The 22,953-nt window shown below is 41.1% G+C and carries 17 protein-coding genes; 11 read left to right on the forward strand and 6 right to left on the reverse strand.

All coding sequences use genetic code 11. The annotated features are described in order from the left end of the window. The first annotated feature begins 116 nt into the window (after positions 1-116). From EW142_RS15655 to EW142_RS15680, 6 genes are all read left to right on the forward strand, one after another. Positions 117-1,253, forward strand: a complete 1,137-nt coding sequence (locus tag EW142_RS15655) for an efflux RND transporter periplasmic adaptor subunit (protein ID WP_130615478.1) — start codon at positions 117-119, stop codon at positions 1,251-1,253. Next, positions 1,250-4,537, forward strand: a complete 3,288-nt coding sequence (locus EW142_RS15660; RefSeq protein ID WP_130615480.1) for an efflux RND transporter permease subunit — start codon at positions 1,250-1,252, stop codon at positions 4,535-4,537. Before EW142_RS15655 ends, EW142_RS15660 begins: the two co-directional genes overlap by 4 nt. Next, on the forward strand, positions 4,537-5,862 hold the full coding sequence (locus tag EW142_RS15665) for a TolC family protein (protein ID WP_130615481.1): 1,326 nt from the start codon (positions 4,537-4,539) through the stop codon (positions 5,860-5,862). Before EW142_RS15660 ends, EW142_RS15665 begins: the two co-directional genes overlap by 1 nt. Positions 5,863-5,889: 27 nt before the next feature. After that, the gene (locus tag EW142_RS15670; protein WP_130615483.1) at positions 5,890-6,072 is read left to right on the forward strand and encodes a CPXCG motif-containing cysteine-rich protein; all 183 of its coding nucleotides are present in this window, start codon (positions 5,890-5,892) and stop codon (positions 6,070-6,072) included. A 36-nt stretch (positions 6,073-6,108) separates the two neighbouring features. Beyond that, positions 6,109-7,449, forward strand: a complete 1,341-nt coding sequence (locus EW142_RS15675) for an MFS transporter (RefSeq protein WP_130615485.1) — start codon at positions 6,109-6,111, stop codon at positions 7,447-7,449. Between the two features lie 78 nt (positions 7,450-7,527). Further along, positions 7,528-8,238 carry a DUF4386 domain-containing protein gene (locus EW142_RS15680; RefSeq protein ID WP_240740241.1) on the forward strand — a complete coding sequence of 237 codons (711 nt, stop codon included), beginning with the start codon at positions 7,528-7,530 and terminating at the stop codon, positions 8,236-8,238. Here the strand turns inward: EW142_RS15680 and EW142_RS15685 are convergent. Next, positions 8,228-8,746, reverse strand: a complete 519-nt coding sequence (locus tag EW142_RS15685; RefSeq protein ID WP_130615488.1) for a YceI family protein — start codon at positions 8,744-8,746, stop codon at positions 8,228-8,230. The two genes, EW142_RS15680 and EW142_RS15685, sit on opposite strands and share 11 nt — an antisense overlap. 250 nt (positions 8,747-8,996) lie before the next feature. On the opposite strand from EW142_RS15685, the gene EW142_RS15690 reads away from it, so the two are divergent. Both EW142_RS15690 and EW142_RS15695 read left to right on the forward strand, forming a co-directional pair. Continuing rightward, the gene (locus tag EW142_RS15690; protein WP_130615490.1) at positions 8,997-11,090 is read left to right on the forward strand and encodes an SMP-30/gluconolactonase/LRE family protein; all 2,094 of its coding nucleotides are present in this window, start codon (positions 8,997-8,999) and stop codon (positions 11,088-11,090) included. Then, a complete protein-coding gene (locus EW142_RS15695) occupies positions 11,083-11,622 on the forward strand; it encodes a nuclear transport factor 2 family protein (RefSeq protein ID WP_165395292.1) in 540 nt (179 codons plus the stop codon). Before EW142_RS15690 ends, EW142_RS15695 begins: the two co-directional genes overlap by 8 nt. Positions 11,623-11,741: 119 nt before the next feature. On the opposite strand, the gene EW142_RS15700 is transcribed toward EW142_RS15695, so the two are convergent. Both EW142_RS15700 and EW142_RS15705 read right to left on the reverse strand, forming a co-directional pair. Then, positions 11,742-13,043, reverse strand: a complete 1,302-nt coding sequence (locus tag EW142_RS15700) for an HlyD family secretion protein (RefSeq protein ID WP_130615494.1) — start codon at positions 13,041-13,043, stop codon at positions 11,742-11,744. Then, positions 13,036-15,252, reverse strand: a complete 2,217-nt coding sequence (locus EW142_RS15705; RefSeq protein WP_130615496.1) for a peptidase domain-containing ABC transporter — start codon at positions 15,250-15,252, stop codon at positions 13,036-13,038. Before EW142_RS15705 ends, EW142_RS15700 begins: the two co-directional genes overlap by 8 nt. Positions 15,253-15,303: 51 nt before the next feature. On the opposite strand from EW142_RS15705, the gene EW142_RS15710 reads away from it, so the two are divergent. Beyond that, a complete protein-coding gene (locus EW142_RS15710) occupies positions 15,304-15,495 on the forward strand; it encodes a hypothetical protein (protein ID WP_130615498.1) in 192 nt (63 codons plus the stop codon). 167 nt (positions 15,496-15,662) lie between these two features. Here the strand turns inward: EW142_RS15710 and EW142_RS15715 are convergent, their stop codons facing one another. Then, positions 15,663-17,282 (reverse strand): DUF6734 family protein, encoded by a 1,620-nt coding sequence (locus EW142_RS15715; RefSeq protein ID WP_130615500.1) that lies wholly within the window; start codon positions 17,280-17,282, stop codon positions 15,663-15,665. 138 nt (positions 17,283-17,420) lie between these two features. Here EW142_RS15715 and EW142_RS15720 point away from each other — a divergent pair, with 138 nt between their 5' ends. Together EW142_RS15720 and EW142_RS16750 are read left to right on the forward strand one after the other, a co-directional pair. Then, positions 17,421-19,046, forward strand: coding sequence for a thioredoxin domain-containing protein (locus tag EW142_RS15720; protein ID WP_130615502.1), 1,626 nt, complete (start codon positions 17,421-17,423; stop codon positions 19,044-19,046). 248 nt (positions 19,047-19,294) lie between these two features. Beyond that, positions 19,295-19,438, forward strand: a complete 144-nt coding sequence (locus EW142_RS16750; protein ID WP_165395293.1) for a hypothetical protein — start codon at positions 19,295-19,297, stop codon at positions 19,436-19,438. Positions 19,439-19,525: 87 nt separating this feature from the next. On the opposite strand, the gene EW142_RS15725 is transcribed toward EW142_RS16750, so the two are convergent. Together EW142_RS15725 and EW142_RS15730 are read right to left on the reverse strand one after the other, a co-directional pair. Next, a complete protein-coding gene (locus EW142_RS15725) occupies positions 19,526-22,033 on the reverse strand; it encodes a TonB-dependent receptor (protein ID WP_130615504.1) in 2,508 nt (835 codons plus the stop codon). Then, positions 22,026-22,934 (reverse strand): FecR family protein, encoded by a 909-nt coding sequence (locus EW142_RS15730; protein ID WP_130615506.1) that lies wholly within the window; start codon positions 22,932-22,934, stop codon positions 22,026-22,028. Before EW142_RS15730 ends, EW142_RS15725 begins: the two co-directional genes overlap by 8 nt. Positions 22,935-22,953 lie beyond the last annotated feature (19 nt).

Here is a 22,953-nt window from a genome sequence, read left to right on the forward strand (position 1 = left end):
GGCGTGTATCCCCTTTTTTGTTTTACGAAATGTAATAATCGATAAACAATTTATGAAATATTTAACCTGACGACTCGAATTACGGAATAGTTTTGCATAGACTAATTCATCCACTCATGCGTAAACTCATCATTTCAACGGTTGTTGGTGTGATTCTAATTTTCGGATCGTTCTACCTCTCTGGTGTCATTTCTGATAGTAAAAAGAACAGAAGACCCAGACAGGCCAAAGTGGTGAAGACCGTCTTTGTGGATACTGTAAAAAATGGGAATGTTCCCATTATGGTACCGGCCAATGGTAACCTAAGGGCTAAGCAAAGGGTAGAACTGTATTCGGAAGTTCAAGGTGTCTTCAGAACTGGCAGCAAGTTATTTCGAACAGGTCAGGAATATAGCACAGGACAGACCCTAATTCGAATTGATTCAGATGAATATTATGCCAGTGTCCAATCCGCGAAGAGTAATCTATATAACCTCCTGACGTCGATAATGCCGGATTTGCGTTTGGATTACCCCGATATTTATCCAAAATGGCAAACCTATTTGAACAATTTTGATTTGGAGCGCCCAACGCCAAAACTCCCCGAGACTACTTCAGAAAAAGAGCGATTCTTCATTTCCGGTCGAGGTATACTTTCCAACTACTACAATGTTAAGAATTTAGAACAGCGACTTTCCAAATATAGAATAACCGCTCCCTTTAAGGGAGTACTCACCGACGCGGCGGTCACAGAAGGGACATTAATCCGAGTGGGGCAAAAGCTGGGGGAGTTCATCAATACAGGGGTATATGAACTTCAGGTAGCTGTATCCAAAACCTATGGAGACTTCCTCAAAGTGGGCAAAAAGGTAGAGCTGTTCAATTTGGATAGGACCCAAAGCTATGAAGGGGAAGTGACCCGCGTAAACGCTCGAGTAGATCAAAACTCCCAAACCATTACCGTTTTTATCGAAGTTGCAGGCGAAAATTTAAAGGAAGGCCAATATCTCGAAGCCAATATGGAAGCTAAGGAAGAACCCGAAGCCATTGAGATAGATCGCTCCTTGTTATTGGAAGACAATCAAATATTTGTGGTTCGTGATTCAATTTTGGACGTCATTTCCGTGCGACCTGTTTATTATACCGACAAAAGAGTCGTTCTTAAAGATGTACCCGATGAAGAAGTCATCGTATCCAAGGCTTTGACTGGGGCATATGCAGGGATGTTGGTTAAGGTATACGACCCAAATAAATCCGAAAAGGCTAAGTCGTGAAAAAAGTTATCTCATTCTTTATTCGGTACCATGTAGCGGTCGATGTAATCATTATCGCCTTTTTTGTTTTTGGAATTGTTGGGGCCTTATCATTGAAATCGTCCTTTTTTCCTTTAACGGAGTCAAAAAATATTGCCATTAACATTACCTATCCCGGTGCGTCGCCACAGGAAATTGAGGAAGGGATTGTCTTAAAAATAGAAGATAATCTTAAGGGATTGCAAGGGGTTGATAGGGTAACGTCCACCTCTCGTGAAAACAGTGGCACCATCAATGTGGAAATTGAGAAAGGAAGGGATATCGATTTTATGCTGTTGGAGGTCAAAAATGCTGTGGACCGTGTACCCACCTTCCCCACTGGAATGGAACCCTTAGTGGTCTCTAAACTGGAAGCTGTTCGGCCGACCATCAGTTTTGCCGTAAGCGGAGAGAATATTCCCTTGGCCACCATAAAACAGATTGGAAGGCAAATTGAAAATGATTTACGGGCCATAGAAGGCATTTCACAGATAGATATTGCAGGCTATCCCGATGAAGAAATAGAAATAGCGGTCAATGAAAACAATCTTCTTGCCTATAATCTGACTTTCAATGAAGTGGCTCAGGCTGTGGCCAATGCCAACATTTTGGTCACCGGGGGTAACATTAAGACCAGTGCTGAGGAATATTTGATTCGTGCCAATAACAGATCTTATTATGGTGATGAACTTTCCAACTTAATCGTTCGTGCAGATGCTTCGGGTACAGCTATACGATTAAAAGATGTCGCCCAGATTCGTGATCGTTTTTCAGAGACGCCCAATGCCTCTTACTTCAATGGCGACCTTTCAGTAAACGTTACCATAACCAGTACAAACACAGAAGACTTGATTGGTTCGGCAGAGCAGGTTAAGGAGTATGTACAGGAATTCAACCAAAAGTACACCAATGTAGAGTTGAACGTGGTACGGGATTTGTCAAAAACCTTGACCCAACGTACCGCATTGTTGACAGAGAATGCCATTATGGGGATGATATTGGTGCTCATTTTTCTCTCTCTTTTCCTGAACACGAGATTGGCGTTTTGGGTGGCCTTCGGCTTACCCATAGCCTTTTTGGGAATGTTCATTTTTGCTCCCATGCTCAATGTGACCATTAATGTGCTGTCCCTCTTCGGGATGATTATCGTAATTGGTATTCTGGTAGATGATGGGATTGTGATTGCGGAGAACATCTATCAGCATTATGAAAAGGGCAAAAAACCGATTCAAGCGGCTATCGATGGTACCATGGAGGTAATTCCTCCCATTGTTTCGGCCATCGTGACCACGATTTTGGCGTTTTCCATATTTCTCTTTTTGGATGGAAGAATTGGTGACTTCTTCGGGGAAGTGTCGGTCATTGTGATTTTGACCCTAGCCGTTTCCTTGGTGGAAGCTTTGATTATTCTCCCCGCGCATTTGGCACACTCAAAAGCCTTGAAGGCACAAAACGATAAACCCAAGACAGGTATTGGGAGGGTATTTGCCAAACTTCGGGTAATCAATAAAATGGGAGACCGTGCCATGGCCTACATGCGGGATAGATGGTACAGCCCAGCCTTACGGTTTGCATTACGATACAAAATATTGACCTTCTCGTTTTTCATTCTTGCTTTGTTCTTGACCTTTGGGTCGATAGGCGGTGGAATTATCAGAACGGCCTTTTTTCCAAGAATTGCCAGTGACCGTGTTGCGGTCGAATTACAGATGCCCAATGGCACCAATGAAAAAATAACAGACTCCATTATCAGTTTGATTGAAGACAAGGCGGAAATTGTCAATCAGGAGCTCACTGAGGAATATTTGCAAGGCACGGATAAGGTTTTGTTTGAAAATATGATCAAGAATTTGGGCCCCGGTTCCTCATCAGCAACGTTAGTTATCAATTTACTTCCTGGGGAAGATAGACCCGATGCCATAAGGGCAGATTTGGTGACCACGAGGTTGCGAGAACTTGTTGGACCTGTTATTGGTGTTGAAAGTTTGATCTACGGTTCCGGAGGAAACTTTGGGGGAGACCCAGTTTCCGTGTCCCTCCTGGGCAACAATATAACAGAGCTTAAAGCGGCTAAAACTGAGTTGAAATCAGCCTTGGAGAATAATGCGCTTTTAAAGGATGTTGCCGATAATGATCCAGCGGGAATCAAGGAGATACGGCTCGAACTTAAGGAAAATGCCTATTTGCTGGGAATGGATTTAAGATCTGTGATGAATCAAGTGCGTGCTGGCTTTTTCGGAACCCAAGCACAACGGTTTCAAAGAGGACAAGATGAAATTCGGGTTTGGGTGCGGTACGATCGGGAAAATAGGGCATCGATAACCGACTTGGATGAAATGCGAATCGCGACACCCACTGGGGACAGAATCCCATTGAAGGAAATTGCCAATTATACCATTGCACGCGGTGAAGTGGCCATCAACCATTTGGATGGACAGCGGGAAATACGCATATCCGCAGACCTTAAAAATCCGGAGACTACAAGTGCTCCAGACATTATGTCTTGGATCCGAACAGAGTTGATGCCGGATATACAATCCAGATACCCCACGATTACAGCTTCGTATGAAGGTCAAAACCGGGAAAGAAATAAACTTTTTGACTCCCTCAATTTTGTTGGGCTTACCGTTTTATTTTTGATCTATATAACCATAGCCTTTACCTTTAGAAGTTTCAGCCAGCCTTTGCTGTTATTGTTGCTCGTGCCGTTCAGCCTTACCGCTGTAGCCTGGGGCCATTGGATCCATGGTTTCCCGATAAATATTTTATCCATGCTGGGAATCATTGCCCTTATTGGAATTATGGTGAATGATGGTCTGGTTCTCATAGGAAAGTTCAATATCAACCTACGGAGTGGAATGAGCTTCAATCGAGCAATTTATGAAGCAGGACGTTCAAGGTTCAGGGCCATTTTCTTGACTTCCGTCACCACAATTGCCGGATTGGCACCTCTACTTTTGGAAAAGAGTCGTCAAGCACAATTTTTGAAACCTATGGCCATCTCCATAGCCTACGGAATAGGTTTTGCCACGGTTCTAACTCTCTTGATGCTACCGTTGTTTCTATCTTTTGGGAACTTCGTAAAGGTATCGGCTAAAAGAATATGGACCGGTGAACGAATCACTCAAGAAGAAGTTGAGCGGGCCATTAAGGAACAAAAAGAAGAAGACCATATGGTCAATGAAGCATCATATTCACTAAACGGGAGTCAACCTCGCAAGGAAACCAAAGAAGACTCCGAAAAAGTTTTAGAGGAAACATTGTAATGAGAAGTATCTTTTTTACGCTCCCTTGTTTTTTATTGTTACTAGGAACGCCGGGACAGGCACAAGAACCCTTATTGACCAAGGACGAGGCCATTGCTTTGGTCTTGGAAAGCAATTTGGGAATCAAAGTAGCCCAGAACACACGAAAAATAGACGAGAATAATGCCAACATCCTCAATTCGGGGTATTTGCCTACGGTTACAGGTAATGCTGGAGGAAGTATTGATGTGCAAAACACCGAAGGTCAGCTGGCCAGTGGGGACTCTCGGAGGGCCGATGGTGCGGAAACACGTCGTTATAACGCTTCGGTAAGTGTCAACTATACCTTGTTTGATGGTTTGGGTCGATATTATAACTATAAAAGTTTTAAGGAGCGTTCTCAACAATCCGAACTTGAGGTACGCCAAACCATAGAGAACACAATACTGCAATTGTTCACCGTGTATTATGAGGCATCCAGATTAACGGAGAACACCAAAAATTTGGAACAGGCCCTCGAAATCTCGAAGCAGCGCTTAAGGCGTGCCCGATACCAGTTTGAGTATGGTCAAAATACAGGATTGGATGTGCTCAACGCCGAAGTGGATATCAATACTGATAGCATCAATCTATTGAATTCAAGACAGCTGCTTCGGAATACCATGCGTGATTTGAATTTAATTCTGAATCGTGAACTGTCTGAGGTTTTTGTCACCGATACCACAGTGAATTTTGTTCCTGGTCTTCAGATGGAAAACATGCACAACGAGGCAAAAGAGAATAATGTTCGAATCAAGATCAATGAAAAGGGGATGAACATCAATAAGTTGAACATCAAGGCGGCGCGAAGTGCATTTTTACCAACTATAGGGCTCACTGGTACTTACGGGTGGAATGAATCGAACAATAATAGTCCGTTAGCCTTTTTGATTCAAAACACAGCGACAGGAGTTACAGGAGCTGTTAATCTTACTTGGAATCTTTTTGACGGCGGGAGGGCCATTACTGGAATAAAAAATGTAAAGATCGGCTACGAAAACCAAGAACTTCTGATGAAACAGGTGGAACAGGAGGTGGAAAGGGACATTCGAAATGCCTGGGATAGCTATACCAATACGCTATATGTTTTGGAGGTTCAGAAAAAGAACCTGCAAACCAATCAAAACAATTTTAACCGGACCGATGAGCGCTACAAGTTGGGACAGGTAACATCGATTGAATTCAGACAGGCCCAATTGAACCTACTGAATGCCGAATTGGCTGAAAGCCAAGCAAAATACAATGCAAAATTGGCCGAACTTCAAATGCTACAGATCAGTGGGCAATTGTTGAATGTGGACTTCTGACCAAAAACCACCGAATTTACATGGCTCATGTTTGAACATTTCTTTCAATGTCCGTATTGTTGGGAGGAGATTTCTTTTCTTTTGGACACCTCGGTTGGGCGGCAAACCTATGTGGAGGATTGCGAAGTATGCTGCAATCCCATTGAGGTGACACAGCATTTTCAGAATCAGGAATTGATTGCTTTTGAGGCAAGGGAATTGGGCCAATAATTTGATTACCTTTAAAAAGGTCATTTCAGCACTCCCATGAAACTGTCGAGCATTATTCCTTCCAAAATTTTTCCAATTCTATTAGTCAACTTTATTGGAATTTTGGGATACAGCGTGGTGGTGCCCATATTGATTTTCATTGTCACCGATATGGGGGGCAATGGATTCATCTATGGAATTTTGGGAGCCATGTACCCCTTTTTTCAATTTATTGGGGCGCCTCTCCTTGGAAAACTATCTGACAAAATTGGAAGAAAAAAAGTGCTGGTCATTAGCCAGATGGGGACTTTTGTAGCCTGGATGCTATTTTTGTTGGCCTTTCTTCTTCCTAAAACCACATTATGGTCGCAGGACACTTCCCTCACGGGAAGTTATGTGATGACCTTGCCCCTCATCATTATTTTTGTGGCGCGTATTTTTGATGGCTTCACCGGAGGTAATATTTCAGTCGCTAATGCCTATTTGTCCGATATCTCCACAGATGAGGACCGTAACACCAATTTTGGGAAAATGGGAGCCTCTACAAGCCTTGGGTTTGTATTGGGACCAGCCTTTGCAGGAGTTCTGGCCTCGACCCAAATGGGAGAGGTTTTACCCCTGATATTGGCAGCCTTAATTTCGTTGGTTGCGATATTCGTTATCAATACCAAACTTGTTGAAAGCGTTCCATGTGTTGTAAATACGGGGACTGTGCGACTTCGTTCCCTTCGAAGATTTTTTCAGGTAGAGCATAAAAATTGCTTTCAAGAGGGAGAACTTTTGGCCGATGCGCCAAAAGCGAATCTTAGAAACGTGCTCAAGGAATCAGGAATTCCTCTTTTGTACTTGGTCTATTTTCTAACTTTTTTGGGATTCAGCCTTTTTTATGCAGGTCTGCCCATCTATGCCAGTACGATTTTGGATTGGACATCTTCCGAGTTGGGTATTTTTTTGGCATATTCCAGTTTGATTATGATTATCGTGCAGGGCCCAGTGTTGAGCAAATTGGACGGGAAAGTACCCAATGAACGTTTAATCTTGATCGGCTCCATCGTTTTGGCAACATCCTTCTTCCTTTTGTCCTATCAAAACACGATTACCTTGTATTTGTCCAATACCCTTTTATCCATAGGCAATGGATTGATGTGGCCTAGTTTTATGGCTTTGTTGTCGCGAACAGGAAATCCGAAAATGCAAGGCGCTATTCAAGGCTATGGCAATAGCATGGGGAGTATTGCCAGTATGTTTGGACTTATTTTGGGAGGCGTTTTATTTGAGTTTATGTCAACTGTTGTGTTTGTAATTGGGGCATTTGTTTTCTTAATAATCACGGTTTTAATGGCAATCAACTTTTTAAAGACAAAAAGGCAAGTGGAGTTCGCTGCCAAAGCAACATAATTCTGATTGGCTTAGGGTTACCGAAACAAAATAGAAGGTCGTTCGTCTACTCTTCATAACCTTAAACCAATTTTCGTGATGTCGTTAAAGCAAACAGCTCGCTTAGCTGGATTTCTTTTTTTTATTTTAGTGGTCACCGGTGTTTTTGCAGAGTTCTATGTAAGGCAAAACATTTTCGTTTATAAGGACATCGCAGCTACGGCTCGAAACATTATTGAGAATGAATGGCTGTTCCGATTGGGTTTTGTAGCCGATTTGGTGATGTCCACCGCCTTTTTCTTCTATGCTTTTCTATTATATATCGTTTTCAAAAATGTCCATAAAAATGGGGCACTCCTCTTATTTCTATCGATAACGATTTCTGTGGCGATGTACTGCCAAAACATGCTCTATCAGTTTTCGGCTTTGGAATTACTGCAAAACAAGTCCTATTCTGAAGGTTTTGGAATGGAGCAGTTGGAGTTGCTATCCTCATTTTTCTTAAACATGCATGGCCGGGGGTATATGGTGAACCAAATTTTCTACGGTTTATATCTCTTCCCTTTGGGCTATATGATCTATAAATCGGGAGTCGCACCCAAATGGTTGGGAATTATCCTTATGTTGGGATGTCTGGGAGATTTTGTTGACTTTGTTACCTATTTTCTATTTCCAAATACTTCTTCCGTGGTTTTACAGAACATTACAATTCCAGCAGATGTTGGAGAGCTTCTTTTTTGTCTGTGGTTGATGATTTGGGGCGTCAGGGAAAAGAATATAAAGCTTATTGCTATGCCTGTTAGGCCGTAATAGGCAGTGTCATTGAAATTTCTACCATATTCTTGGAAGTCTCTTTTTCGATAACGATGTCCCAATCGGCCACATTGATTTCTCCGGAAATAACAAGTTTACCGTTTTTTAATTTTCCTTTGAACTTAACCGGCTTGGAAATACCTTTTATATCGAGATTTCCTTCAATGGTATAATCTTCATTATTTTTTGTGATGGATGTGCTTGAGAAGTATAACCGATCCTGCTTACTTCGATGAAAAAACTTTTTGCTCATCAAATGCCAATCCCGTAAAAAATTTCCGGTTTTGAGGGATTCAAGTGAAACCGAGCCCTTTAACGTTGATTGGGTGAAATCTTCCATGTCTATCGAAGATTCAGAGCGTACTTCACCAATACTTCCATCAACATCTTTTTCTTTGAAAACAAAGGTTATTTCGGCGTTGTCAGTATCAACCGACCGTTCCTGGAAAATGGTAATGGAGGACCAAAATGTAACGACAATGAGGAGGATTCGAGTAAGGGACATATTTCTTCTTTTTCAGCTTAATCCAAAAGGAAAATTCAAGGATTAAAGATAACTATTTTGGCCGCGCTTAATTCCCTGCCGCTAAGAAATGGACAATTCTTAAACAAATTTTTAACGTTGGTCGGGCGGAAATTCCTATATCTTTAAAGACAACCAATATGTGGCCCCATGGGTTTCCTAGGCAATAGATTACAATTTCCAACCTTACATAAGGGGTATAATCGAGTTACTTCATGAAAAACCCTTACCCATGAAATATTTCAAAGCAGGTATCGTGTTGCTTATCGCTTTTGGTTTGACCTCGGTTTTCGGCCAATCCGATCTGCAAAAAATACATGACCAAGGAAAAAAAGCCTATGAAGCTGGGGATTATGTGAGCTTTCTGGATAAAATGACCCAAGCCAATGCACTTCGACCCAACCACCCTTCCATATTGTACAACCTCGCCGCCGCCTTCGCCCTAAATGAGAGAAAGCAAGAGTCTACAAACGCATTGAAAAAGGTAATTTGGATGAACGCGAATCTACCCTTTCAAAAGGATGAAGACTTTGTGGGCCTAGCTGAGTATCCGCTATTCCAAAAATTGGTTGAGCAAGCAGAACATTTGAGCAAAGAAATTAGAAAGGGTGAAACGATTATTGAATTACAAGATAAATTACTGCACCCTGAAGGGATAGCCTACAGTGAAAAAAAGGGCAAATTCTACGTGGGAAGTGTCCACCAAAGAAAAATCCTGGCTGTAGACAAAGAGGGCGAGGTTTCAGAGTTTGCTTCTGGAGGTCACCTTAATGCAATCATGGGCCTAAAGGTCGATGAAAAGAACCAGAGGTTATGGGCATGCTCAACGCCCATTGCGGAAATGATGGGAGAATCCGAAAACGGTACTGCCCAGGTCGTATGCTTTGATTTGGGTACAGGAGAAGTGTTGGCATCGTATTCCGCACCGCACGATAATGCCTGGTTGGGCGATTTGACCATATCCCAAGAAGGTGACGTCTATGCGTCAAATAGTAATGCTGAGCAGCCCATCGTATACAAAGTGGTGGAAGGAGAGGAAAAGTTGCAAGTTCTTTTTGAATCACCGAAGCTCATTTCGCTGCAAGGGATTGCTTTGAATTCTGATGAATCTGTTTTGTTTGTGGCGGACTATCGAGAGGGAATCTTTAGGTATCATTTTGAAACAGCTAGGCTATCCGCCATAAAGAATAATCTACAACACCCTTTAAAGGGTATTGATGGATTGTATTATCATGACGGGAGTTTGATTGCAATCCATAATGGGCTAAGGCCCTTCAGAATTGTAAAATATCAACTGAATCCGCCTGAGGATGAAATTGATTCGTTTGAATTTATTGAGAAGGCATTACCAGAGATGAACGAACCGACTTTAGGAGTTATGGTCGGAGATGACCTCTATTACGTGACCAATAGTCCTTGGGGCGCGTATGATGAAGAAAAGAAGCTAAAAGAATCAGAAATTACCAACCCCATCATTAGGAAGGTCAAAGTGCCCTCTCATTTGCTTCGAATCTTTTCTACAGATGCGGTGGAAACATCCATGGCCATTACTCCGGATGAAAAAACTGCATTTGTAAGTCGGCATACCGGCAAATGGGGCAGCCGGAATAATCCTCCGTCAACAATTTATGAATATCAAAAATCTGGCGATTCCTGGGAGTTACTGGGACCTGCATTTTGGAGTGATCCAGAGGATGATGTCAGCGATTCTGATGCTTTTATTTCATACGATGGAATGGAATTCTTTTTTGTATCCAGCAGAGTTTATGAAGGGAAGACCGATAGTAATCGGGATATCTGGAAATCAATAAAAAAGAATGGAAAATGGTCGCCTCCCGAACCGGTATTGGAGGTGAATTCCAGCGGGTACGAAGCTAGTCCAGTGACCGATAAAGAAGGAAATTTATATTTCAGTTCCATACGTGAAGAAGGGAAAGGTCTGGGAGATTTTTACTTTGCCAAACGCAAGGAAGATGGCTCGTATGAACAGCCCAAGTTGTTGGAAGGAGAGGTAAATGGCAGTTCCGGGGAGTGGAACCTCTTGGTTTCCCCCAATGCAGATTGGATGATCTTTGAATCGTCCGGAAGAAAGGAAGGCCTGTCCACCTACGGGGATTTGTATTTCTCCAAAAATGAGGACGGTGAATGGACAACCCCAATTCATTTAAAAGAAATAAATAGCACGGGTTCAGAACTAAATCCAAGGTATCTGGCGGCATCGAAAAAACTGGTGTTCATCAGCAGTAAAAATCTTGAGAGCACCAATGCGGACATCTATGAAATCAATAGCGATGTATGGAATACTTATCTTAAGGCCAATGATTAGTCTAAAAGTTCATTCAAAGTATTCAGAAAAACGGCTCTTCTTGGCTTTGATCTCTGTTTTTGTTGGGATGACCTTACTTTCTTGTGATACCAACAAGCAGACTGACTTTGATCAATTGGAAGAAGAAATTCTGCAACTTCACGAGCAGCAGAGGGATTTCCATTTTCAAAAGGACTCCATTGCTTTTGCCCGTCAATTATCACCTGATTTTATTTCGGTCAATCGAGGAGAGATTTCTAAGCCTACCGAAGAACAAACCTTGAAACGATATCACAACTATTTTTCCAATGTGGAATTCATAAAATGGGATGATGTAAGCAAACCCGTCATCCGATTTTCAGATGATGGTTCCCTTGCCTATACCATAGTTGATAAAATAGTGGAAGTTGCCTATAGAAATGAAGAGGGCGAAACAATCAAAGGCCAAACCCATTTTGCATGGACGGCTATTTATCGAAAGACTGAAGACGGTTGGAAAATTGAATGTGTGTCCTCGACGAACAAACCTGACAGGGAAGAACTTGAAGAGTGATACAAAGATGAATTCACTCCTATTTCTTAGACACTTTAAAAAAACACCAAAAGTTTGGAAACGGATTGTAGACACTATCTGGTAGTTATATCTGCATGAGAGTTTGTGGATTAAGCGAATCAACGATATTTAAATACTTCTTTGAACTTATAAAATAGTCTTTCTGCAACACTTAGATCTTCTGTTATAATTTCAGCATTTCCCAGAAGTTCCTGATCGAACACCAGTTTTTGGCCATAGGACGTTTTTGTTCCATTGGGAAGGGAGATGTAGACGAAATATTGTTCGTCCGCATTAGGCGAAATGGATATGTTCTCTACAAAACCTACCAGCATACCAAATTGTTGATAGGGATAATTATCTAGCTTGATCAATACTTTCTGGCCTACTGTAACCTTGCCGGAGTTTTGGGATGCTATTGTGGATTTGCCTACCAGATTGGATGTGTTCTTTGGAAGAACAGAAAAAACAACATCTCCTATGGTAACATTTTGATTCACCCCCCAATATTCTTGAAAACTTACGATGCCGTCTATGGAAGAACTAAGAACAAAGGCATGTTCCCAATCGCGAATTGATTTCTGTAAGGCATTATACGATTGTGCTAGGTTTCGTAAAAAACGGGTACTTTCTTCCCTTTCGTTTAGTTGTGTACTTTTTAGGGCTTCATTGGCAGATGAAATGGCTCCCCTCATTTGAGAAATGGAAATGGCCATAGTGCTAATTTGTTTTTGCATTTGAATGAACTCAAGCTCTTTTGATTCATATTCTTGTTGGGAAATCACGCCTCTTTCAAATAGTTGCTTGTGCCTTTCGAAGTCTACCTTAGCCAGTTTCTGCTCTCTTTCCAGCAGCTGTTTCTGTTTAATTTGGCTTATAAGTTGTGTTTTTATTTCCGCTAAGGATTGTGCATTGCTTTCCAGCTTATAAACATAGGGTTCGAGGTCTTTGAGCAAATAATATTCCACGTAGCTTTTTTCAAAATCGATGTATGCAATTTCTATGTCACCTAAATTCAGGTCGACAATGAGCTCTATGGGAAATGAAAAATCGTTCAATGTAAAATCCAGTGTATCAATAATGCTCTTTAAAAAGTATACATCTTTATAGTTGGCCGTGTTCTTGAGGATGGCCAATCGTTGGTTGGGCTTCACCGACTGCCTATTCTCAATGAAAATGGTATCTATAGCCCCTGACTGTCGTGCTTTTAGTTGCTCGGCGGGTCTTTCGGTAGTGACAATGATTTTTGCGGAAACAAAATCGGGATACTTTATTATAAATGATAGCACAAGAACAATAAAGGTGAAAAGAAAAATGAGTGTAATGCCCCAGCGTACGATCCAAGAAGGGGGATTGGTAAGTATTTCCTGTACTTCCTCTGATCTAATGTATAAATTGTCTTTGCTTTCTTTTTCAGGCATTTTCTTCTTTTTTTACACCCAATTGTTCAAGAGCCAGTTGATTTTTTACCAAATCATAGTATACTCCTTGCTGATGTATTAGTTCTCGATGCGTCCCCAATTCCGTAATCTGGCCATCGTCCAATACTACAATTTGATCTGCATTCTGCACGGTACTGAGTCTATGTGCAATGACAATAGCGGTCTTGTTCTTGAAAAACCTGTTTAAATTTTTCATGATAACCGATTCATTTTTGGCATCCAAAGCAGATGTAGCTTCATCAAAAAACAAAAAATCGGGGTTCTTGTACAGAGCTCGGGCGATAAATAGCCGTTGTTTTTGACCCGTACTTATTCCGATGCCCTCGTTTCCGATTTGGGTATTAAGACCCAGCGGTAGTGACTGTACAAAATCATATATGTTGGCCAACTTCATGCAGTCAATCAATCGCTCTTGGTCAATTACATCCGCACCGACGGCTATGTTGTAGGCTATGGTGTCATTGAACACATATCCCTCTTGCATTACCACCCCACAGCTTGACCTCCATGCCTTGTGGGAGATATTGTTCAGGTTATGGTCCCCGTACATAATACTACCTTTGGCCGGCTCATAAAACTTCAGTAAAATTTTTAGCAATGTTGTTTTTCCACTTCCGCTTGCTCCGACAATGGCGGTGGTTTTGTTTGCAGGAATGGTCAGGGAAAGCCCTTTGATCACATTTTCGTCGTTACCTAGGTATCGAAAAGAGATGTTCCGTAACCTAATATCTCGATTGGGCTGAAAGTTATAAATGAGTTGCTTTTCTTGCAGTTCTTCATCTTGTTTGTCATGGATTTCCCCCAAGCGTTCAAGACTTATTTTGGCATCTTGGGCGGCTCGGATGAAATCGACCAACTGGGTAATGGGGGTGTTCAATTGCCCTATGATGTATTGAATGGAAAGCATCATCCCCAGAGTTATGGAGCCCTCTATCACCAAGAAGGCTGAGGTAAATGTTATAAAAATGTTTTTCGCCTCGTTTATGAACGAGGAACCTACACCTTGGGTTTGCTCCAGTACCAAGCTTTGCATATTTACCTTGAACAATCGGGCCTGAACGAACTCCCAGCTCCATCGTTTTTGCTTTTCGGCGTTGTTCATTTTGATCTCCTGCATACCACTGATCAATTCAATAACCGTGGTTTGTTCCTGACTTAGTTGGGAAAATCGTTTGTGATCTAACTCTTTTCTTCGTTTCAGGAAAAACAAGATCCATCCGATATAAAAGAGACTGCCGATGGCAAAAATCAAAAATATTGAGAGGTTGTAGTAAATAAGAACAAAGCCAAAAACCAAAAGGTTGGTCATGGAAAATAGCGTGTTCAAGGTAGAGCCGGTAAGCAAGTTTTCAATACGGCTATGATCGTGTATGCGCTGCATAATATCACCGGTCATACGGGTATCAAAATATGCGATGGGCAGATTCATGAGCTTTATAAAAAAATCGGATACCAATGAAATATTGATGCGGGTACTAAGATGTAAAAGAATAAAGCTTCTAAAAACATCTACACTTGCACGGCCAATGAACAGCATAATCTGGGCCAGAAGAATTAGGTATATGAAATCGATATCCTGGTTTTGAATACCTACGTCAACAATGCTTTGGGTTAAAAATGGGACAATTAGCTGAAGCACGCTTGCGACTAACAGCCCTATGCACAATTGGAGTAGGAGGTCTTTGTATTTGAACAAATACTGATAAAGAAATGCAAAGGATTGCTTATCGGTGGCTTCCCATTTGGCTTGGTTGAATTTTGGGGTAGGTTCCAAGAGTAAGGCGATACCCTCCTTGGTGGTCTCGTCTGCATTATTTCCAATCCAATGCTTCAGGAAATCATCTTTTTGATAGCTGATTAGTCCATATGCAGGGTCGGAGATATAGACAATATCCTTGTGAATTTTATAGATGACAACAAAATGACTTTTGTTCCAATGGGCAATAAGGGGCATTGGAGCTTGTTTGAGCTTTTCGAAATTCGTTTTTAGGGCCAGTGATTTGAACCCAATGGATTCACTCGCTTCGCTTAATTTTAAAAGATTGCTTCCTTCCCGTGTAGTTTCTGATAAGGACCGTATCTCTTTTAGGGATATTAGCTTGCCGTAGTGCTTTACAACAATTCGTAAACAGGTTGGCCCGCAATCTTTTTCATCGGGTTGTTTGTAGAAGGGGAATTCTTTTTTCAAAAAGTATTTTGTTAGCAATGTAGGACAAGGAGAGGGGAAATACTTTCTTTAATGAAGAAACGGAGGTATCCAAGCAAGGATGCCTCCGTAACAAATTTTAGTAACACCAGTCAACAGTACTTGACTGAGCACCAGCGCAATACGCCGGAGCTGAAGAACAAGAAGGGAAGTTGTAGACTACCTGCCTCCATTGATTCCATGGCTCTGGGCCATTTTTACACTGTAGGGTGGCACCACCTCTAACTTTTTTTTGCTCATTCTTTGACAACTGTGAGCCCAAATCTAACTTTTTCATGGTACTTAAGAATTTAAGGGTTATACTTATAATTTCATACAATGTAGGATATTTCCTTCTTTTAATGAAAGATATTAAGTTAAAATCCTGAGTATTTGGGATTTTTTAGAATATTTTATAAAACGGTTACGATGTTTTCAAAAGCCAGTCTTTTTAAAACATCAAATACCAAAAGTTTATACTGCTGATCTTCTATTGATATTTCCTCGTCAAAGTAATCCAACAACAGTTTTAGAAGGCTTTCAATTTCAATGGGCCTTTTTATTAATGAGATAATAATGGCATCCAATTCATCGTAGTAAGATTCCTGTACGCTTAGTGTCAGTAAATCTATGCTTAAGGTCATGCAGTATTTCTTTCTAGGGACTTTCAATATTTGGACCAATGCTTTTTTTGGATCTTCTGAATTTAATAGCCCCCATGGCTTGCTTAGGTCAACTGCTTCCACTCCATCTTTTAGAACTACTTTTCGTTGAATCCATTTCGGTTCCATATAAAAGGTTGCCGTTTTTTGATAATGAATAAGTTCACTCTCGTAGATTTCACCTTTTTGAATTTCAAGAAATAGGTTTTCCAAGCATTTTTGGTATTTAGTCTCCAGCAAGAAAACTTCTTTCACGGGATCGGGCATGCCTTCCTGCTGAACAAATGCCTCTAAATTGCCTTCGGATAAATCAAGGTTGGGATAATAGTGTTTTGCAACCAGCAAAGTTCGACGGTAGAACTTTAGAGAGTTGAAAATGCTGTCTTGAAGTTTGAGAAATTGCCCCTTTTGCCCGAGGAAATAGGATTTGTTTAGTTCATGCCCGTTCTCAACGGTGGTAAAATCCAAATGATCATAAAACCGGTTCCTTAAGGGCACAGTCCCATTTTTGCATAGTTTCAATATCCGGTAGTAAGCATTGGGGAATTCCAATTGTAACCTACGTGCTAGATGATGCAAAACGTAAGGAATCTTTTTACAACCCCCCACCGGATGAATCATGGGCACTTCTGGGATATCTGCAAAACGCCAATAATCTTGGTATAGCGGATGGTCCACAGGTTCCGAAACATAATATTCCGTTTTTATATTTTCTTGCCTGGCCAGATAGAACAATGAAATTTGCTCGACCAACATGTTTAGGTAACCCAAATTTACCTTGTCAAGATTATCAGTGTTCTCTTCGATTATTTGTTCCGCGGTTGAACAATATTTTTTGATAAAGGGTAAGTAGGTGCCCCCGAAGATTCCGGCATTACTTGCGAATGTATGTGGTTCATTAAGGACATTTTTTAAATGATGGGGAATGTACTTAAAATGCTCGCCCATATCTTTCAAAATCTCTTTGTTGAAGAATAGATCGACCTCCTGATTGGACGCTATGAGTTTCGCATTATTCAGACTTTCGGGCAAAGGATTCCATAAAAACACATCGCCATCAATATGTATAAAAGGTTCTTCTTGTAGACTATAAGTTTTGATTTTTGCCAAAGCAAAAAGCTTGGGATGAATTTTAGAGTTCCTATCAAAGACAACATGCACCTTGGTGTAGGGTAGTCCTAGCATGTCAACCAAATTTTTTTTGCCCAGTTCATCAGTATATAATTCGAGTCTGTCATAATGCCTGCGAAGTAATAGGGCACTTAACGCCCAGGACATCCAGTTGTATTCGGAAGATTCCCATCCCCCTTTCATATGTATGGGACTGGTATGATCCGCGTTGCCACTCCAAAAAGTTTGAACTACCTTCATTTTCAATAATGTAGTAAAATTCTTTACTTATATGAAGTAATATACTATTTTTATTAGTGGTAAATTTTCTTTTGAAAATCTTCACATGCCTTTCAATTGGATTTTGAAAAGGTTTGCCAATGCCCCAACATATATCTGATGGAATTTCATGAAATTGCTTATGAATTTTTGAAATCTGCGAAAGTTTCTGTTAGCAGAGATTATCTTAGGGAAAGGCTCGAATCCCACCCGTATTACCCTTCATTGAATGCACTAACGGACATTTTGGATGAGCTACAAATAGAGAGTTCTGCTTTGCAGATTGAGGAAAAACAAAGATGGCGCGAGTTACCATTTCCCATTCTGGCACATGTCGTCTCTGAAAATGGACAGCTTGATTTTGAGGTGATTAAAAATCAGCAGCACATTAAAACTGAAGGGGGGTTTTTGCAAAAGTGGACCGGAATCACCCTTCTTATCGGGAAACAAAGAAAAATCACGCATGAGGAACATCAAAAACAATTTATAAAGGAAAAATTCGAAGGCGGTGTACTTTGGTCATGGGTTACGTTCCTGTTGCTTTTGGCCACCATGCCGCAACTTATTTCCTTTAAACTGGGGTTCTTCATACATTATGTGCTTTCATTGACGGGATGCTTAGTGTCATGTAATATTGTCGCCTATAGCTTGGGTGTAAAAACCGATATGTCGGACTTATTTTGCAAAGTAGAAACTTCTGGATGCAACGCGGTATTGACTTCTAAGTTGGGAAGACTGACGGGTGATATTGGACTGGCCGATATTGCAACGGTATTTTATGGGGGGATGGTGATTTATATGTCCTTCTCTACTGGCTTTGAACCAGATTCAAATTTACTTTTCTTAAACTTGGTCCAGGCTCTACCATTTTTCTTTACTTTTTTATCTGTAGCCTATCAGGCTCACATGAAATCTTGGTGCAAACTCTGTTTGTTGCTCACCTTAATTATATGGTTGCAAAGCATCAATTTGGTTTTTGGCTTGATGCAGTTGCCTTTTGATAATTTCGGCTTAATTGCGCCACCTTTCATGTACTACCTGACCCTTGTGCTAAGTATGGCCTTGGCGGGAAGTTGGTTTATTGTAAAACCTCTACTTCTCACGAAAAGGAGTAGTATGTTTCAAAAGATCAGAATCAGAAAGTGGAGACAAAATCCACATTGGTTCAATGCCTTACTGCCCCTACATAAACAGATTGATAGCGCGGTTTGGAACAAGGAGATTTTTTATGGTAATCCGAATGGGGTCTTGCAAATATTAATTACCAGTAAACCCCTATGTGAGTATTGTGCTAAAGCACACTTTGAGCTTGAGCAAATCTTAAAGAAGCATCCAGATGATATAGGGGTAAGGGTACGTTTTACGCTACCTTCATTGAATACGGAAACCGAGGACTATAAGGCTGTGTTTCATATTTTGAACATGTATGAAGAGTTGGTTTGGAAAAAAGGGCAGAATCACACAAGCCCTTTGATGAAAGAAATCATTTCGGATTGGTATGAAACGCAAAACCTGTCAGATTGGGTTGACCGTTACCCAGTGCATGCAAAAAGCGAGGAGGAGGTACATGCTTTAATTGGTCAATCGGTCCAGTGGGCCAACGCAATGGGGATAACACAAACCCCTGCGTTTTTTATCAATGGCTTTGAAATGCCCAACCCACATACCTTTAAGGACTTGTTTTTGTTTATTTCTGAATATATCGAAATTTTGAAAGGACAACGTTCACCCGTCTCGAGTCAATAACCCCGGTAAACAAGTCAACTAAGGCCCTACAAACAAAACAGTGCACTAAACAAGATATTACTTTGTTGACTCGCCAACCCAAACATACTGGATGCTCACCTACCCTCTTCAGCAAAAAAAGCTCAAGTTGTTGTGGGGTAATTTGAAAAATGAACGGGAAATAGCCCAATAATCGCCAAAGTTTTAATGTTTTTCAGGAATTTTCACTGGTCAGTTGTTATATAGATGTAACCAAAACTGGAAAAGTGATGAAAAAGTCCCTATCTACCAATATCTCCAGAATTGAAGAAAATAAGAGAATCCAAGAAATGTTTGATGTTTACAATAAGGAAATCGGCGTTATTGTGATTTTTTTCGTAATCCAATTTGTGCTTTGGTGCTACATCATTTGAATGGACAACAAGCTTCATTCACCCAAAGAATGAAGTTTAGCGTCATGATCGCCTTTTTTTTTTTTGAAACTGGCTTGACCTTAGATTTTAAAAAATTAATCGCACTGAGGCATTGGGTGTTATCCTTAGTGAACTTTGTAGAAATTGCTGCGCCTCTCCCAATGGATTGGCCCTATAAAAGCTGTTTATGGTGTTTTCACGGTTTAGTACGTTCCAAACAGCCACTCCTACTTGCACGCTTTTATTTTCTCCCCAACTAAATTCATATTTCCCTGAAACATCCAAGCGCAGATAGTCATCCAAGCGCTCGCCATTGGTGATGTCATAATTGACCTCCCCGTCAACAATTTCGGCATTTGGGACTGGCCGCGTTTTTGGCTTTCCAGTTCGCCAGTTCAACCCTGCGGCGATGAGTAACTCACCTAACGTGTAGTTCGCGCCCAAAGTCATGGCATGGGTAATGTCAAAGTTGCTGGGGAACCTGGTCTCTGGCAGTTGCTCAAAAAAATATTCGCTGTTAAGATAGGAATAGCTGAGCCATAAGCTGTTTTTTCCAAACTGTTTACGGATTAAAAGGTCAAGACCCGTAGCATCATAGGACCCTGAAGTTCTTGCAAACTCATATCGGTCTTGAAATCCTTGACTTTGGGTAGTAATGCCGTCAACGCTTTTGTAGAAAGTAACCGCATTAACCAGCCAGCCGTTTTTGTTGAAGCTTAGCCCAGCAGAGCCTTGTTTGCTCGTAATAACTGGGATGGATTCATCATTGGAAAGTTGCCACCTTCGTTTTTCGATACCCAAAAAGTCATTTTGAAAGTTAATTACCTGTGAAGTACTCTGGTGTTTGAATTCTCCTAGCACCTCTAGATTAAAACTCTCCCAAAAGCTATGGCTAAGACTAAGCCGAGGTTCCCATACCTGTTTTTTAAAATCATCCAGATAATTGAAGCGAATCCCTAAATTCAGTTGAGTGGCAGTGTTTTTGGAAGAAAGCCCAATTTCTGAAAAAATGGCATGAGTACGCAGTATTTCCCCCTCCAATCGAACAAAAAGTGGGTCATCAACATCAGCAAGGTTGGTAACCTTGGTTTCTACAAAATGATAACCATTGGTCCAATTTATCCGGGGAGTCAACACGTTCAAGGTTTTCAGTCTAATGCCAGTTTCTGAAACTTTGTTTTCCTGAAGAAAGCGTTGGTCTTGAAGAATATTGACGTTTCTGGCCTTAAGTTTATAATCTGTATTGTAGATTTCGAGTTGTGTTCTAAATTTTTCCGTCCAGTCCCGTTGATGGTTGACCCCTCCGGCTATGGTTGTTTGGTCCAAATTGCTTTCACGGGACACATCCGTTCCTGATAGTTGCGCGACCTCGTTAAAAGTCAATTCATTGGCAGTGTACATAAAGTTAATGCGGAAGTGGTCTTTTTCGGAAGGGTGAAAAAGCAGACGGAACGATGCATCGTAAAAGTCAAAGGCGATGTCCGAATTGGTCACTGCTGCGGTATTACTTTCTATCTCAGTGTCTTGGGTGATACGGTCAAAATAGTTTGAATAGGTAGGGGTCTCTACAAAATCACTCACAGACTTGCGAGTAGCCACTTGCAATGAGGCCTTTTTTCCCAATGGTGCATCAAGAGCACCATTGGCATCAATGAGATTAACCCCAATGCTGCCCTTAAAGCCTGTGTTGAGGTACTCATTGGTTTTCATAGCGATGGTACCGGAGACGCCATCCGTCTCTGAGGCGCTGCTTCCATTTTTTCTAAGCGCAACTTTTTGGGTGATATGGGGATTGTACATGGAGATCAAACCAAAAAAATGACCAGATTGGTACATTTTAATACCATCCCAGGTAATTAGATTTTGATCATGGCTACCACCTCTAATATTGATATTTGAAACGGTCTCATCAATACTTTGTATTCCTGGGAGAGCTTGCACGGATAACAAAACATCGTCCTCCACAAGCCCTGGAAGTATGTTGAACCGGTCAAAATCCAATTCTACCGAACCATTGTCAAGCTTGTCGATACCGCGAACCAAAAAATCGTAAACAGTGACTTCGGCAAGTTTTTCTTGATAGGGTAGAAGGTATATAGTGTTACACCCAGAAGTATTAAAGTAATTTACCTGCCTCTGCAAAGGCTTATAGCCCATAAGTCTGATTTGGATAATGTCTTCCGTCTTCAATCCATCGATCTCAAAATAACCTTCTTCATTGGCAATTGTTCCCTTGGAATCGACTTGTATCGTAACATACGGTAGCGTTTCACCAGAATCCTTATCTTTTAGATAACCGCAAAGAAGAATAGTTTTTTCCTTTATGGAAATAATGTTTTCAGAAACACTAACAAAAATTAGGTTGCTTTGTTCGCTTATGTAGTTGAGGGATTCTTCAAGGTTCATTGAGTTATTGGGAGCGACAATGGCAACGCCATCGACCAACTTCGAGGCATAATTAAATTGTACCCCAAAACGTTCTTGTAACGTTACTAAAATAGTGGTCAGAGGTTGGTCTGTCTCTGTCTGGGCGGTTGTATTTATGCTATGAAGTGATACTACAATGAATATAAGAACAAGTAGTCTCTTAGTCACGTTTACTAAAACGCACGGTGTTGGGCTTTAGTATTTGATAGTTGAGGTCTAGAGGCTCACTGATGGCCGCAAGAGCGGTTTCCAGATCACTATGTACAAAACCTCCTGTAAAAAGTTGTTCCGCATCAACATTTTCAAATGTAATGGTCACATTATACTGCCTTTCCAATTCGGCAAATACTTCCTTTAAAGGAGTACGTTGAAAATAGCTGGTATTCTTGGTCCATTGCGGTTCGTCAAAACTATTTTTACCAGTGATCATTTCACCATCAAATAATTTGAAGTTATCTCCAGCTTGGAGTATTTCGGTGTGTCGGTTGGTCACTACGCGAACCGTACCTTCAAAACAAGCTACTTCAAAAAAAGTACCCCGTTGCTTAACGTTGAACTCGGTACCCAAAACACTTATAGTACCTTTTGAGGTGACCACGTCAAACTTAGCACCTTTGGCCACATCAAAAAAGGCCTCTCCTTCCAACTTAATCTCTCTTTTAGTACCCCACGCATTCTTATCATAACTTACTTCAGAGAGCGCATTGAGCACTACTTGCGAAGCATCCGGCAATTCGATAATGGTTTTTTGTGCCACCTCGGTCTGTACTTCGGTCACTGGATTGAAAAGGAAGTAATAGTAGAGCCCAAAAAATAACACGGCTACGCTGGCAATGCGAAGTATGGGCTTGATCCATTGAATTTTCCTCACTTTAGGGTCAGGCGAAATAACACGTTCCTTGAAGGTTTCAAAGTCATCCACAGTCGAAAAGTGGGATGCCTTAAACTGCGCAGCATCGTTAATGATACTTTTATAAAAAGGCGCGTCTTCCATAGCATCAAATGCCTTGCTTTCCTCTTTGGAAAGTTCGTCTAGAAGCCACTTTTGTATCAAGTTTTCCTGGTCCATAATTTAGGATCTTTGTCTA

This window comes from Flagellimonas allohymeniacidonis (assembly GCF_004296335.1).
Classification (GTDB): Bacteria; Bacteroidota; Bacteroidia; order Flavobacteriales; family Flavobacteriaceae; genus Flagellimonas; species Flagellimonas allohymeniacidonis.